The sequence below is a fragment of the Nakamurella multipartita DSM 44233 genome (assembly GCF_000024365.1).
GTDB lineage: Bacteria > Actinomycetota > Actinomycetes > Mycobacteriales > Nakamurellaceae > Nakamurella > Nakamurella multipartita.
In genome coordinates this window covers 1,356,883-1,371,805 of the sequence record NC_013235.1, presented here as the reverse complement: position 1 = coordinate 1,371,805, position 14,923 = coordinate 1,356,883, and the positions used below count along the sequence as shown (strand labels likewise).

Sequence of the window (14,923 nt, the reverse complement as noted above, 5' to 3'; positions counted from 1 at the left end):
GTCAGGCGCGGACGGTCAAGCCGACCTTCTGGAACTCCTTGAGGTCGGAGTACCCGGCCTTGGCCATCGCCCGGCGGAGCGCGCCGAACAGGTTGGTCCGGCCGTCGGCGCCCAACGCCGGGCCCCGCAGCAGTTGGGCCAGCGGCACGTCGGCCGGGCCGACCGGCGCGGCGAACCCGCGCGGCAGCACCGGGTGCGCCGCGGTGGTCGGCCAGTACCAGCCGGCCGCCGGCGCCTCGGCCGCCCAGGTCAGCGGCTCCCCCAGCATCACCGCGTCGGCGCCGCAGGCGATCGCCTTGGCGATGTCGGCGCTGGACTCGATCCCGCCGGCCGCGATGACGTGCACGTACCGGCCACCGGTCTCGTCCAGGTAGGAGCGGCGGGCCGCGGCCGCGTCGGCGATGGCGGTGGCCATCGGCACGGCGATGCCCAGCACCTCGTCGGTGGTGGTGGTCGTGCCGTGCCCGGTGCCGACGATCACCCCGGCCGCGCCGGTGCGCATCAGGTGGGTGGCGGTCTTGTAGTCCGAGCAGCCGCCGACGACGACCGGCACCTCCAGCTCGGAGATGAACGACTTGAGGTTCAGCGCCCGGCCGTCGGCCCGCACGTGCTCGGCGGAGATGATCGTGCCCTGGATGACCAGCAGCTCGACCCCGGCCGCAATGACCGGACCGGCCAGCGCGGCCGCGTTCTGCGGGGACAGCCGCACCGAGACGGTGCCGCCGCCGTCGCGCAGGCTGTGGATGGCCTCGGTGAGCAGGTCGATCGAGACCGGTTCGGCGTAGGCCTGCTGAATCGCGGCGATCACCTCGTCCGGGTCATCGGCTACCGCCGCCCGCTCCAGCAGCTCGTCGATGACCTTCTGCGGATCGGCGTGCCGGGCCCACAGCCCCTCGCCGTCCAGCACGCCCAGACCGCCGAGCGCGGAGACCTCCGCGGCCAGCCCCGGGGACACGATGGCGTCCGTCGGCTGGGTGATCAGCGGCATCTCGAACCGGTAGGCGTCGATCTGCCAGGCCATCGACACGTCCGAGGACGAGCGGGTGCGCCGGGACGGCACGATGCTGATGTCGTCCAGTTCGTAGGCCGACCGCGCGGTGCGCCCCATGCCGATCTCGATTTCCGGCACCGTTCCTCCTCGGTTTGGGCCCGCGCGTGTGACAGGACCCGGCGGTCAGGGTAGGCGATGGGACAAACCCGCGACGGATCGGCGGGACTATTTTCGGCGCAGTCGGGGCCGCTCAGCTGCTGGACGGCGCAAGCAGCACGAGCGGGCTGTTCCTTGCGCACCCGAACCGGCTGGTACCGGACCGGCATCGCGCGCCCGACGTGCCGGCCGGGTGGACCAGGGCCGGCGATGCGCAGCCTATCGCCCACCGCTGGGGTGGATCGGTTGACTGGCGCGGAAGGCTTCGCCCGATGTGGTGGGCAGGGTCGGCAACGGGGCCCATGGGTTGACGCGGGTCTTGAACTGCTGACCGTTGTTCTCAGTGAAGAACCGGTAGCTTTCGTCGAATCGCTGGGTGTTGACGCGTTCCCAGACGTCGCCGGGCGGGTAGGAGACCAGGTGGCGATCGTCGCCCAGCCCGTGCGGATTCAGGATACGGGCCAGACCGACGCAGGCCGCTTGGTCCAGATAGCCACTCACGGCCGCGGGGTCGTGCGCCGGTGGCGGTCCGGCCGGCGCGGGCTCGGCCCGCCGGTAGCGATCGCCGATGGTTTCGATCGTGCAGGACTCGATCCGCACGGCCACCGCCCCGAGACCGAACGGCCGGCCACCGCCGAGGCGCACGTGATAACCCGGGCCGCCCAGGGCCGGCAGCACCCGCGCGGGATCCAGCACAGCGAGCAGGGAATGCAAGCCGGCCGGGGACAGCGCGTCGAAGCGGATGGTCTGACGCAGGGTGGTGCCGGGCGCCAGCAGATCGCGACGCCCGCCGAACTCCCGCTGAGATGGTCGCCGCTGGTGGCGCGGGGTCACGCTCACGCTGCGCTGGAGCTGGCCGGTCCAGGCGGCCGCCTGCTCGTCGGGATCGCTGTTCCAGTAAAACTTTCGGCCGCGGAGGCCACGCGGCCGCGGCTTGTCGCTGGCCGATCCCCACTGCCCGGGGGGCGACCCGCCCCGACGGCTGGTCAACGACCTGTCCTGCAGGCTGAACATTCCGGCGCCCAACCGGGGTGCACCCAACGGTGCGAGGTCGATTTGCTCGACCCGGGCGCCCGGTTCCGCCGTCGCGGTCCCGAAACGCACATGACCGGCATAGGCGGTCTGCTGACCGCCTTGGTCGGTGCCCTTGGGATCGACCGACCCGAAGATCTCGCAGGACAAGCACAATCCTTGGCGCTCCCCGAGTTCCGGCGCGTGCATGGCCGGATCAGTGCATGGCAGGGCTTGCCTGGGTACTCGTTCCGACAGGGGCTGAGCGCCCAATTCCCGCCAGATCGCCGAATGCTCGATGCGGGTGACTTTCTCGCCATCAGCCAGGACCCAAACTACCTCACCCGGAAAGAGGAATCCGGTAACCATTGACCGCCACCCGATGCGAACATCACTCTCGCGCCGATTGCCATCTGCGTAGGTTCCCCACCATTTCACCTCCGCGAAACGACGTCGATCGTGGGAGTCGCCACCGCTCGAGGCGACCCGGCTCCGCGGATTCGCGATCCGGCGGCCGCTCTCAGCCTTGGGCGGGGCCAGCAGACGCCGTCGGTCGTCCGCGCCGTCGCAAGATTGTCGATAGATCTCCCAAGCCTCGGGCGCCACGGCCATGGACTTGCCGCCGAGAATGCCGGTAGCCCAAAGGCATCGGCCTCGTTTGCCCGCCTTGGTGACTTTGCGTCGGGCTCCGATATCCGTGAGCAGCACGACCGCGTGGTTCTCCGGGAGTTCACTACCCAGAGCGAGCTCACCGGAATCGTCGCGATCGATACTTGGCCGGATCAGGCCCCGCGCCGACTCCACAGTGCGCATTTCCCAGCGTTCAAGGGTGGACCATTCCTCGTCACCCTCCAAGCAGAAAGCGTCACCGGTCCGGGGCTCGCCCCATGACGAATCCTGACGACCGTAGGCAGCCAACAGGCTCGGGCCGTCTACCCAGACCGTCTCCTCACACAGCTTGATCGCGATCGGCTTTCCAGCCGCCGTGGACCGCTGCACCACGCCCAGCCGCCACGGTGGCTGCGGCTTGGACCCGGCGATCTGCCGATATGACGGAAGAAAGCCCTCGTCGACCACCCGCAGGCAGCCCCGGAACATGGCTTCGTGCAGCGAACGGACGGCCCCCTTGACCGACGCCCCGGGAACCTGCACGGCGCCGTCCACATTGCAGCTGATCTCGCCGGCAGGCAGGAGCATGGGTGTCGCCAGAGTCCAGGTGACGTCGAGCGAACCGGAGTAAAGCGGCTGCCCATTAGGCCCCAGCCGGTTGCCACCGTCGTGCCCCGGCGGCCGGCGCCTCGGGATCACATCGGAGATCGCCACGAAGGTATACGGGTTGACGAAGCTCGTGCTATCGAGCTGGGGCATCAAGCAACCTCCGGCCAATCGCAGCCACATTCTTTCGTCGAGCACGAGGTTCTGTCGCCAACCTCAGTTTCCACGCCCAGCGGGCCCGTGGCTTTGAACTCGCCCGCCGGATGGTCGCGGCTCGACCTTGCTGCTCTTGTTCCGTCGAAGCCTGACTGCACTGCCTCGTCATGCCACGGCATTCGGGCCAATGTGGCTCCCTCATGCGGCTGCGTCGACACCCGGCAATCGCCGGGCTGGGCCGCTGGCCGCACGGGCCTCCCGCCGTCGGCAAGTGGTCGCCAGCTACAAGCACGACGCTCACGCCCCCACCGCCCTACTCATCAGCTCCCCAGCAGGCTGGCGCAGCCCCGCAAGGCCCCGACCAGACTCCACAAGGATCCCACGCTCCGGCAGTCTCGGCACCCCGAGCGGCCCGACCTTCTGGCGACACGCGCTCACGCGCACATTTGCAATCGAAACGCCTTCTTCCAAACGCCTGACGGCGTGATGTGGCTTCTGACTCAGTGACGAGTTCGACACCGGCCCTGCTACGAGACCGAGTTTCTATACGCCTGACGGCGTGACGTGGTTTCTGACGCCGCAAGAATCCACGGTCAGGCCGGAAACTCAGTTTCTCTACGCCTGACAGCGTGACGTGGTTTCTGACATGGCGTCGAGAAGGATTTCGTCCGTCCGGACGAGGTTTGCATACGCCTGACGGCGTGACGTGGTTTCTGACAATCGTCCCTTGAGCTGGCAGGACACCTTCACGCTCGAGCGGGTTTCTATACGCCTGACGGCGTGACGTGGTTTCTGACGACGGTGAAGACCAAATGAACACTCTCGGTGAAGCGTTTCTATACGCCTGACGGCGTGACGTGGTTTCTGACCAGGTTTCGGCTGCGTCCACTTACTTCAGTGAACAGTGGGGTTTATATACGCCTGACGGCGTGACGTGGTTTCTGACCCTGGGCACGCTGACCCGAGTGATGGCCGCGAGCTGAGTTTCTATACGCCTGACGGCGTGACGTGGTTTCTGACTGGACGACAGTTGGCATAGTGGTCGCCGTGCTGCTGGTGGTGTTTCTATACGCCTGACGGCGTGACGTGGTTTCTGGGCTCTACGCAATCAACCTGGGTCGGTGTGGTCGGATCCGTGCCGGTTGTTGATCTTGCCTGATGAGGCCGTGGTTGAGAAGTAGTCGCAGACGGTAGTTGGCGAACGATCGGTAGCCGCGGGCGATCCGTTTGGTGTTCTTGATCTTCAGGTTGAGGTTCTCGGTGGGTCCGTTGGATAGGGCGGGGTTGTCGAACCGGGCCAGGTACTCGGTCCGCCACGCGACCAGAGTGCGCCCGAAGCGGGCGATCTCGGGAACCGGGCAGGTCTTGGCCAGGGTGATGACCTGCTCGGCCGCGGCGCGTCCGGCGGCCCGGTCGGGGTTGGCGTAGGCCTGCATGACGTTCTGCGCGACGAGCCAGGCGGCGGTGATCTCCTCGTGCGTGTCCGCGTCGGTCAGTGCGGCCCGCAGTCGGACCAGTTGCCGGTCGGTGAGCCGGTCGTAGCGGCGCCGCAGGATCCGTCGTACCCGGTACAGCGGGTCGCCGGCCCGGCCGCGGTGCCCGGTGGTGTCCTGCTGCACGCGGCGGCGGACCTGGTCGACCGCGAGAAGCACGATCTTGACGATGTGGAAGGCGTCCAGCACGCGCGTCGTCGCAGGTAGATGCGCCGAGAGCGCGGTGGCATAACCGCGGAACGGGTCCAGCGACGCGGTCAGAACGGCGGACCGCCAGGCCTCGTCGCGGTCGGTCAGCCAGTCGCCCAGGACTCGGCCGGAGCGGCCCGGTACGACGTCCAGCAGCCGCGGTGGGCGGCCCGGGGTCAGGTCGGCGACGCCGGTGGCGTACTGGGTGTGCCGGGTGCCGGTGGCCCGCAGGAACGAGGTCTCGTCGACCCCGACCGCGCTCACCCCGGCCAGCCGGTCCGGGTCCTCGACCAGCGGGGTGCCGCGGTCAACGACCTGGGTCATGATCGTGTGCCAGGACACGCCGAGTTGGGCCGCGACCCGGGACACGGCCCGGTCGTGGTGGCCGACCTGCTCGAACGCCCACTGCTGCGCACGGTCGGTGAGCACCACACGCGGGGCGATCGCGTCGTGTTGCTCGGTCCAGGTCTTCTTCTCGCACAACCCGTATCGACACTCGAAAATCCGCTTGCACCAACGGAGAACGACCGGCACACCGCCGGCCGGCAGGTCCCGCACGGTCACCGTGCGCCGGTCCTTGACTCGGGCGACCGCGCCGCAGGTCGGGCAGCCCGTCGGCTCCCGCCGCGTTTCCACAAGCAGGTGCCATTCGTCGTCGAGCACGTCGCTGGACACCACCCGGAATCCGGGCAGCACGAACACACCGGTAACGTCATCGCTCACCTGGGGCCTTCCTCACGGGTCGCATTCACTTGGCGGTGAACACGGATCGTGAGGACCCCAGGCCCCACATCAGCGCATCTCAGCCCCGGCGTGTCGCCCCGGGATCAAACCCCCACCCAGCTTCAAAGCGAAGAGCCGGTTTCTGACCCCCTCACCTTCGCACGACCCTCATGGTGGCCCAGAGCGTTTCTATACGCCTGACGGCGTGACGTGGTTTCTGACCACACTGGTGCGCAGCGCAACGAGATATATGCAAAGATTGCTAGGTTTCTATACGCCTGACGGCGTGACGTGGTTTCTGACAACTGGGGATCTGGTGGCGCGCAGGGTGTAGCAAAGTTTCTATACGCCTGACGGCGTGACGTGGTTTCTGACCGGTGGTTTCGTCTTTGCGTTCTTGTTCTTTGCCGTCTGGGTTTCTATACGCCTGACGGCGTTACGTGGTTTCTGACGAGCCGTACACGTTCTATATCTCGGTCAGCGACGAAAGTTTCTATACGCCTGACGGCGTGACGTGGTTTCTGACCGCACTGTTGGACTTATTTCCAGCCTGCCACCGAAAGTTTCTATACGCCTGACGGCGTGACGTGGTTTCTGACGGCCGGCATGACACCGCTCGGCTGCTGAGGGGTTTCTATACGCCTGACGGCGTGACGTGGTTTCTGACCGCTCCCAAGAAGTGAGGTTCCAACCTCCTTCGTTTCTATACGCCTGACGGCGTGACGTGGTTTCTGACATGCATGCTGATGCTGTGGAGAAATAATCGTGTCTAGTTTCTATACGCCTGACGGCGTGACGTGGTTTCTGACCGATGGCATCTTCAGTCTGGTTGACGAAGACGGGAACGTTTCTATACGCCTGACGGCGTGACGTGGTTTCTGACATGGATCGTGACGACTACCGTGAACTAGCCCGCAGGTTTCTATACGCCTGACGGCGTGACGTGGTTTCTGACTCCTGGTAATCAACAGTTCAGCGAGCGATGAGGAGGTCGTTTCTATACGCCTGACGGCGTGACGTGGTTTCTGACCTCGGTATGGTTGTCGGTGCGGACCCGTCGCAGATGTTTCTATACGCCTGACGGCGTGACGTGGTTTCTGACCTGAGGCAAAAGAACTGACTGCGTCGTTTCATAGACGTTTCTATACGCCTGACGGCGTGACGTGGTTTCTGACTTCTATGCCTAGTCGGTTTACGCCGGTGAAAGTAGTTTCTATACGCCTGACGGCGTGACGTGGTTTCTGACCCTACCCCACCAGGCACTGCCGCTGACCTGCGCCAACGCGGGCCCGCTGCACACCAGGCCGACTGAAGATCAACAACTGTCCGCCGGCAGAGCTCTAAGCCAGCATTGTCGCAGGTCAGAGGATTACACAGCAGAAGGCTGCGCACCATGATCGCCAGCCACCCCCTTTCCCAGACAAGAGCAGCCCGTCAATGAGCCCAGCAACAGTCAGAACACCGCCCAGTATCGCTGCGGTTCCGCCACGGTGGCCTGGCCCACCACTCCCACGGACTCCCAGCACGGCGCGCACTGCCGGAAGAAGTAGACCGAGTCCCGGTCCAGGTCGATGATGTCCCGGGCGCGCCGGTGCAGGTCATCGATCAACGGCTGGTCTGCCGACAGCACGAAGACGCTCTTCTGTATTCGATCGCCGTACGCCTGCAGCACGGCGGCCAGGCGGGCCCGCCGGTTGTCCTCGCTGATGTCGTAGGCAACGATCACCGTCAGCGCCACGACAGGCCGATCCACTGGTCACTGCGTCCATGCACGAGGGCCGCAATCTGTTCGGCCTGCCGGTACAGATGCCGGCGCAGGGTCCCGGAGAAGCCGGGCAACGCCCCGGCGGTTCGCCGCAGCATGCGCAGCTCATACCCGTCGACCACGCATTCGGGTCTGCCCCCGGTCTGGTTGACACTCGGGGTTTGCAGTAGTCAGGCCGCTTCTGCGGCCTTGTAGATCATCTCAAACTCGACCGGGGTGAGCTTGCCGAGGGCCCGCTGGCGGCGTCGTCGGTTGTACTTGGTTTCGATCCAGGTGACGATCGCGAGGCGGAGGTCGTCGCGGGTGTCCCAACGGCGGGTGTTCAGGACGTTCTTCTGCAGCAGGGAAAAGAAGCTCTCCATGCTGGCGTTGTCGCCGGCGCCGTGGGAGCGGCCCATCGACCCCACCAGGTCGTTGTTCGCCAGCAGCCGCTGGGTCCGCTTGGCACGAAACTGACCGCCTCGGTCGGAGTGACAGACTGTCCCGGCCGGGCTGCGGAGCGCGATCGCGTTGCGCATCGCGGCCCGCGCCAGGGACGACTTCATCCGGGAGTCGATGGAGTAGCCCACGATCTTGTTCGACCACACGTCCTTGATCGCGCAGATGTAGAGCTTGCCTTCGCGGGTGGGGTGCTCGGAAATGTCCCACAGCCACACCTTGTTCGGGGCGTCGGCGAGGAACTCGTGACGTACGACGCCGTGCTCGTCGACGACCGCGAGGAGGTCGTCGTGTGGCGCGGGGCCGGTCGAGCCGGTCTTGGAGCGCTTCTTGTGGTGGCTGGCAGTGATGCCGGCGATGCGGCACAGGCGGTGCACCCGGTTCTCCCCGACCTGGATGCCGTGCTCGTCTTCGAGCTCGTCGGTGAGGAACCTGTAGCCCAACGTCGCATCGTCGCCATGGAGGTCGTAGAGCTTGTCGATGAGGTGGGCGTCGTCGTAGTCCCGCTGGCATACGGGGTCGCTGAGCCACTTGTAGTACCCGGCCCGCGAAAGGCCGAGCACCCGCAACGTCACCGCGACCGGCACCCTGATCGGGGCGCCGGTCGCAGCCATCTCTCGGACGAGCGGGAAGACTATTTTCCCGGCAGGTTCGCCTGCGACAGGTAGGCCGCTGCCCTACGCAGGACCTCGTTCTCCTGCTCGAGGAGGCGGTTGCGCTTCTTCAACTCGCGAAGCTCAGCACGGTCGACGTCGGTGAGACCGGGACGGCGACCGTCCTCGATGTCGGCCTGCTTCATCCAGTTCGCGAGCGAGCCTTCGGAGATGCCGACGTCCTTCGCGATCTGCGTCAGCGTCGCCTGGCCCTTGCGGGCCACGGCCACGACGTCGTCGCGGAACTCCTTGGGATAGGGCTTAGCCACGAAAGACATCCTTCCGTCTGAGGCCGAAACCTCAGAGGTCAGGTGTCAACTGAACTCGGGGCAGACCCTTCCTTGCCCGCCTTGGTGAGCAGCACACCTGGTACTGCCTCCTCACGGCGGCCGTGTGCTCCGGTGAGCGTATTGCGTCGAGCCGCGGCCACCACCACCTGGTCGACGATCAGCGGCCGGAATTCCTCCATCAGGTCCAACGCCAACGACGGCCGCCGATCTTCCTCCGCGTGCAACAGCCCGATCGCCGGATCTAGGCCAGCCGCGCAGAGCGCGGACACCGCTTCTCCGAGCAGGATCGCGTAGCCGTAGGACAGCGCCGCGTTGATGACGTCGGCCGGCGGTCGACCGGATCTCCCCTCGAATCGCACGCCTTCCGGGACGATCTCGCCCATGGCCTGGAAGTACTGACGAGCGGCGGCGCCTTCCATGCCCATCAACTCGTCCCGAGTCCCGCAATCGGCGATCATGCCGACCAATGACTCCATCTGGTGAGTGGCTTCCGTGACGGCGTCGGCGTTGTCTCGCCGACCCATCCGCTGCAGCACAACGATCTGTTTGCGCACCTTGGCCGCCACCAGGGCGCGACCGAAGGTGAATCCCCCCGGCGTGTCCGGAGACTCCAGAGCTTGGGAAGGTTGGAGTCATGCCGGGAGATTCAACGAGGCGGTACCCGCTGGAGCTGAAGCAGCGGGCTGTACGGATGGTCGCGGAGATCGCGGGTGAGCACGAGTCCGAATGGGCGGCGATGAGCCGCGTGGCTGAGCTGCTCGGCGTCGGTACTGCCGAGACGGTCCGTAAGTGGGTGCGGCAGGCCGAGGTCGACACCGGGACCCGGGTCGGCACCTCCTCGGAGGAGTCGGCCGAGCTGCGCCGGCTGCGTCGGGAGAACGCAGAACTCAAGCGCGCCAACGCCATTCTGAAGGCAGCTTCGGCTTATGTGGGTGATCGGTGTCAAGTAGCGGTGTCGGCGAGTCGCTGAAGGAGTCCGTCGTAGACCTTCTGACGGCCGCTTTGACCCTTGCGGGCGGCGTCGTCACGTTGAGCCTGCAGGGTGGGTCGGAATTCGATGGTGGTGACGAAGAAGGTGCAGGACTCGCAGATCGTTTCGTAGTGGCATTCGAGTTCGGCGGGTCGGGTGCAGAAGCCGTTGCCGAGCATGCGTTTGCTGTGTTCGGCGCGGAGTTTGCGCATCGGGGCTGGTTCGTCCGCGGCGGGTAGCATTGCGGGTTGCTGCTGTTGGTAGAGAGCTTGGACCTTCTCGGTGACGGTGAAGTACTGGTCGGCGACGGTGCGGTCGGCGATGCGCGCGTAGACCAGGGTCATGCTCATCGTCTTGTGGCCCAGCAGCGCGGCGATCGCTTCGAGGCTCATGCCGCGGTTGATTGCCTGGGTGGCTAGCGTGTGCCGGAGTTGGTGTGGGTGCACGTGACCGATACCGGCTGCGGTGGCGGCTGTTTGAACGGCGTGGTCGACTCGGGTGGGTGGGATCGGCCGGCCCCGGTCGGTAAACAGCAGGTGGCTGTTTTGCCAGTCGGGTCGCTGTTCGAGCCAGTTGTCGATCATGGTTTTCAGTTGCGGGTGGAGAGGAACGTAGCGGTCGTTGTGGAGTTTGCCGACAGGGATCCGCAGCCAGTAGGCGGAGCCGATCTGCACAACGGCGTCGGTGGTCAGACCGAGTAGCTCACCCTTGCGCATGCCGGTGCGGGCCAAGATCTCGATGGCGAGCCGACCGAACGGGTCGGGCAGCTCCCGTGCCGCGGCCATGAACTTGGCGGTAGCAGCGTCGTCGAGGAACCGGGGCAGCGGCTTGTCTTTGGCCGGCCGGTCGGAGGAGAAGACCGGTGGCCGAAGGGGTGCGTCGGGGTAGCCCCATTCGATGATCCGGCGGAAGAACGCGCCGAGGTGACACATCCGCATCCCGATGGTCGTTTTGCTGATTGTGCTGTTCTTGCGGTAGCCGCCACGCCCGGCCAGCCAGGTCCCGTAGGCCTCGATCTGCGGCCGGCCGATGTCGGCGACCGTCGTGACGCTGCTGGTGGAGATCAGGTGCCCGGCGATCTGCCGCAGGGTGATCTCGATGCTGGCGACCGATGAAGCGCGCAGGCTGACCCGCAGCTGGTCCAGGTAGCGGTGCATGGTGGCGGCCATCATCGGGGCGGCGGCGGTGATCTGGTCCCAGCTGGTCTCCGGCACCGACCGGGCAGCCCATGACTTGCGTGTCGTGGGTCGGGGCGCTTGGCCCCGGTGGAACATCACGGCGTCCAGGCCGAACAGGGGGGTCGCCAGTGTTGTCGGGATCGTGCCGCCGTGTTTGGCGACGACCGCGGCCCAGAACGCGGCCCGCCCGGCCACGTAGTTGTCGCTGCTCAGTTCGTCCGGGCGGCTGCCGGTGATGACGCAGATCTGGGCGAGCTTGGACCACATCTTGTCGATCTCCAACCGATTGAAACTCAACGACGCGGCCTGGCGCCGGAATTGGTTAGCCTGCTCCGGATCTCGGTTCGCGACGTGATGGCCCCACCTCGACGTCACGGCTGCGACGTACTCGGCCTCGACCGGGACCCGGTCGTGCACGACAGCGAAGTGCGCGAAGGCTCGCGCCTGGTCTCCGGCGGCGAGCCGTTCGGGCACCGAGCAGGCCCGCCAACCGCTCACGTCACCGAACTCGGTGACGAACCGCCCGATGCTCCGCGACCGGGACAGTCGTGCCGGCTGGGTGCCAGCGTCGGCCAGGTAGGCCGCCCGAGCCTGGCCGATCCCGGGTTCCTCGGCCCGGGCCGCGGTCGATTCGGCGGTCCCGCTCATCCTTGAGCTCCCGCGATGTCGTCGAGGATGTCCATCGCCTTTCGGTACTCGTCGACCAGCCAGTCCGGGGCCAGATGCAGGTAGATCTTGGTGGTCTCGATCGAGACGTGCCCAGCCTGGGCCTGGATCGCCTCCAACGCCATCCCGGATTCGCGGAGCCGGGTGAAGCAGGTATGGCGCAACTCATGGCAGGTGGCGTGGGCGAGCCCGGCCCGCCGGCGGGCGCCGGAGAGCACCTCGTCCACCCCGGCCGCGGACAGCGGCTGGCCTCGGCGTTGTCCCTTCAACACAACGAACACCTGATCGGTGTCGGTGTCTGGTCGCTCCGTGGCGTAATAGCCGGCCAGCTCGGCGAAGAACACCTTCCCGACCGGCACGACCCGCTCGTGGCCGCCCTTGCCGGTGACGAACACTCGCCGCTCGCCCGGTTGGACGTCACGATGCCGCAGGCCCAGGACCTCGCAGCGGCGAAGGCCGCCGAGCAGCATCAGCCACACCATGGCCCGGTCCCGGGCCGTCCGCAGCGCGCTGATCAGCGCGTTCACCTCGGCCGGGCTCAGGATCCGCGGCAGCCGGCGCGGCGCCCGGATCAACGGAGCACCTCGCACAGGTGCCCGGCCCGGCCGAGCAGACAGACTGCGCGGCACCGGGTTCCGTGCCACCAACCCGCGAATGGCCAGATACTCGAACAGGCCGGAGACCGTCGCGAGACGCCGCTTGATCGTCGTCAACGCCAACCCCGACTCGCCATCGGCGAGCCGGACCACGTTGCCGTTACGGGCTGCCCGCTGCCGCTCGATGAAGCGAAGGACGTCGGCCGTGGTCACCTCCACCGGCGGCCGCCCCACGACCGTGAAGAACACCTTCAGGTCGAACATCTGAGCCAGCAGCGTATTCGGCCGACACCGCGCCGCGACGAACCGCAGGTACTCGTCCAACAGCACCTCCCCGAGCCGCGGCACCTCCCCGGCCGGGCGCTGCAAACAGGGCACGAACTCCATCACGGGACCTCCTCGCCCGGCCCCAACCCGGGGCCGGGCACCAAGGCTGACACCCGACGTGTCAGATCACCCGCATATCAAGCCTTTCTTCGCGGCCGAGCTCGACCGGCCTTCCCACTGATCGCGGAGTTCATCCGCTGCCACGCAGGCCGCCGGGAGGCCGGCGGTCTGCGGTGGGGAGTCGAGCCGATCTGCCAGGTGTTGACCGAGCACCTGGGTCTGCGGATCGCCCCGTCCACCTACTACGAGCACGCCGCCCGGCCCGCCCAGACGCGGCCGGCCGCGGTGCGGGATGCGGCCCTGCTCGAGCAGATCCGCCGGGTCCACACAGAGAACAACCACGGCACCTATGGTGCCCGGAAGGTGTGGCTGCAGCTGAACCGGGAAGGCGTCTCGGTGGCCCGGTGCACCGTGGAACGGCTGATGCGCTCCGCCGGCCTGGTCGGTGTCCGCCGGGGCAAGATCAAGCGGACGACGGTCGCCGATCCGGGTGCGCAGCGGCCCGCTGACCTGGTGCAACGACGGTTCGGCGCGCTCGTGCCGGATCGTTTGTGGGTGGCCGACATCACCTACGTGAGTACCTGGTCGGGATGGGTGTACGTGGCGTTGGTGACCGATGCCTACGCCCGCCGCATCCTGGGCTGGCGGGTCGCGACCACGATGACCACACAGCTCGTCCTGGACGCGTTGGAGCAGGCCATCTGGACCCGTCAACGGGCCGACCGGACTGTGGAACACGTCGTGGCGCACAGCGACCGCGGGTCCCAGTACACATCCATCCGGTACTCCGAACGCCTCGCCGAGGTCGGCATCGCAGCATCGGTCGGCAGCGTCGGCGACTCCTACGACAACGACCTGGCCGAAACAATCAACGGCCTGTACAAGGCCGAAGTGATCCGTCACCGCGGCCCCTGGCGCAGCATCGACTCCGTCGAATTCGCCACCGCCGAATGGATCGACTGGTACAACCACCGACGCCTGCACGAGTACTGCGGCGACATCCCACCAGCCGAACTCGAGGACGCGTTCTACGCTCACCACCGAGCCCAGCAAACCGCCGGACTCACCGTTTGAGACAGCCTCCGGACACGCCGGGGGGATTCAAGGGGAGCCACACTGCCTGATCGTCGGCGGCCGCGAGTTGGGCCCGAAGCCGGGACACCCGGTGGTCGGCCGCCGCCGCCCAGGCGTGTCCCAGATAGCTGCCGCGTCGGGACAAGAACACCAGGTCGACCTGGTTGGCCAGCGCCCACGAGCGCAAACCGGCGGACACGCCAACCCCGCCGAAGGTGACGATCCGCTCGATCAACCCCGAGGGGACGTCGAGCAGTTCAGCGTCGTCCCCTGATTCGACGATCACCCGGCCGTCCATGATGCGGGCCCTGGATCCCTGCACCCCCAGGTACAGCACGCGCCGGGGCGGGTCGACCGTCCGATGATCACTCAACGCCGGTGGGTAACGCGGACCGAAGTCCTCGCCCAGAAAGGTGAAACCCTCGTCGAAGGACATCACCGCGCTCTTGTCGGCCCCCAACGACATCTCGATACCGGCGGCGGCATCATGGGCCACCCGCATCGCCTCCCATGCCTCGGCGCGGTCCGCGGCCGCAATCACCATGTCGTCGCTGTACCGCACCAGGGGAAACCCGGTCCGGGCGACCGCGTCATCGAAGTCCGCCAGAATCAGATTCGCCCACAGGGGTGACAGCGGCGACCCTTGCGGCAACCCTGGCAGTGCCTCGGCCGGGGAGCCGCCAGCCGGCCGGGCGAGCAGGCGGGTCAGGATCCCCAGCAGGGTCGGGTCGCCCTGGAACAGCGCGGTGAGCTTGCGCCGCAAGCGATCCTTCGGAATCGAGGGAAAGCAGTTGTCGATGTCGCAACGGCACACCCAGCGCAAACCTTCAGTTAAGTCCACCAGAGTGGTGTACGACCACTGATCGACCTTGACCCCCTGACCAGGCAGGTCGGGGCGTGTCGGTCCCGGGACGAGGACGGCCACCGCGTGAGGCTTCGAAGGACCTCTCACAGTCTGTCGAAGGAGACATC

General features: G+C 66.7%; 10 protein-coding genes, 2 pseudogenes and 1 CRISPR repeat array. Of the genes and pseudogenes, 2 read left to right on the top strand and 10 right to left on the bottom strand.

From position 1 onward, the window contains the following. Position 1: 1 nt before the first annotated feature. From NAMU_RS06225 to cas1, 7 genes are all read right to left on the bottom strand, one after another. A complete protein-coding gene (locus NAMU_RS06225; protein ID WP_041369924.1) occupies positions 2-1,108 on the bottom strand; it encodes a GuaB3 family IMP dehydrogenase-related protein in 1,107 nt (368 codons plus the stop codon). A 258-nt stretch (positions 1,109-1,366) separates the two neighbouring features. Then, the gene (locus tag NAMU_RS29105; RefSeq protein WP_015746560.1) at positions 1,367-3,526 is read right to left on the bottom strand and encodes a hypothetical protein; all 2,160 of its coding nucleotides are present in this window, start codon (positions 3,524-3,526) and stop codon (positions 1,367-1,369) included. Positions 3,527-4,629: 1,103 nt separating this feature from the next. Beyond that, positions 4,630-5,934 carry an ISL3 family transposase gene (locus NAMU_RS06215; RefSeq protein ID WP_015746559.1) on the bottom strand — a complete coding sequence of 435 codons (1,305 nt, stop codon included), beginning with the start codon at positions 5,932-5,934 and terminating at the stop codon, positions 4,630-4,632. A gap of 185 nt (positions 5,935-6,119) precedes the next feature. Next, positions 6,120-7,180: direct repeats of the CRISPR family, unit length 37 nt; unit sequence GTTTCTATACGCCTGACGGCGTGACGTGGTTTCTGAC. Between the two features lie 207 nt (positions 7,181-7,387). After that, positions 7,388-7,672, bottom strand: a complete 285-nt coding sequence (gene cas2 / locus NAMU_RS06210) for a CRISPR-associated endonuclease Cas2 (protein ID WP_015746558.1) — start codon at positions 7,670-7,672, stop codon at positions 7,388-7,390. Further along, positions 7,663-7,821 carry a hypothetical protein gene (locus NAMU_RS29785; RefSeq protein ID WP_015746557.1) on the bottom strand — a complete coding sequence of 53 codons (159 nt, stop codon included), beginning with the start codon at positions 7,819-7,821 and terminating at the stop codon, positions 7,663-7,665. Before NAMU_RS29785 ends, cas2 begins: the two co-directional genes overlap by 10 nt. A 48-nt stretch (positions 7,822-7,869) precedes the next feature. Then, positions 7,870-9,059, bottom strand: a protein-coding gene (locus NAMU_RS06205; protein WP_086008622.1) for an IS3 family transposase whose coding sequence is annotated in 2 segments (ribosomal slippage) — positions 7,870-8,778 and positions 8,781-9,059 — 1,188 coding nt in all. Because the reading frame shifts where the segments join, the coding sequence is not laid out codon by codon here. 38 nt (positions 9,060-9,097) lie between these two features. Then, on the bottom strand, positions 9,098-9,694 hold the full coding sequence (gene cas1 / locus NAMU_RS06195) for a CRISPR-associated endonuclease Cas1 (protein WP_083785717.1): 597 nt from the start codon (positions 9,692-9,694) through the stop codon (positions 9,098-9,100). A 20-nt stretch (positions 9,695-9,714) separates the two neighbouring features. On the opposite strand from cas1, the pseudogene NAMU_RS30220 reads away from it, so the two are divergent. Further along, positions 9,715-10,041, top strand: a pseudogene (locus NAMU_RS30220) (transposase); the annotation flags it as partial. Here NAMU_RS30220 and NAMU_RS06185 read toward each other — a convergent pair. Together NAMU_RS06185 and NAMU_RS06180 are read right to left on the bottom strand one after the other, a co-directional pair. Further along, positions 10,023-11,876 (bottom strand): tyrosine-type recombinase/integrase, encoded by a 1,854-nt coding sequence (locus tag NAMU_RS06185; RefSeq protein ID WP_015746554.1) that lies wholly within the window; start codon positions 11,874-11,876, stop codon positions 10,023-10,025. The pseudogene NAMU_RS30220 and the gene NAMU_RS06185 overlap by 19 nt on opposite strands. Continuing rightward, a complete protein-coding gene (locus NAMU_RS06180; protein WP_015746553.1) occupies positions 11,873-12,877 on the bottom strand; it encodes a tyrosine-type recombinase/integrase in 1,005 nt (334 codons plus the stop codon). The genes NAMU_RS06185 and NAMU_RS06180 overlap by 4 nt, the downstream gene beginning before the upstream one ends. A 174-nt stretch (positions 12,878-13,051) precedes the next feature. Here NAMU_RS06180 and NAMU_RS29100 point away from each other — a divergent pair. Then, positions 13,052-13,951: pseudogene (locus NAMU_RS29100) on the top strand (IS3 family transposase); the annotation flags it as partial. On the opposite strand, the gene NAMU_RS27070 reads toward NAMU_RS29100, so the two are convergent. Further along, positions 13,941-14,876: a reverse transcriptase domain-containing protein gene (locus NAMU_RS27070; protein WP_015746551.1), complete on the bottom strand. Its 936-nt coding sequence runs from the start codon at positions 14,874-14,876 to the stop codon at positions 13,941-13,943. The pseudogene NAMU_RS29100 and the gene NAMU_RS27070 overlap by 11 nt on opposite strands. Positions 14,877-14,923: the final 47 nt, after the last annotated feature.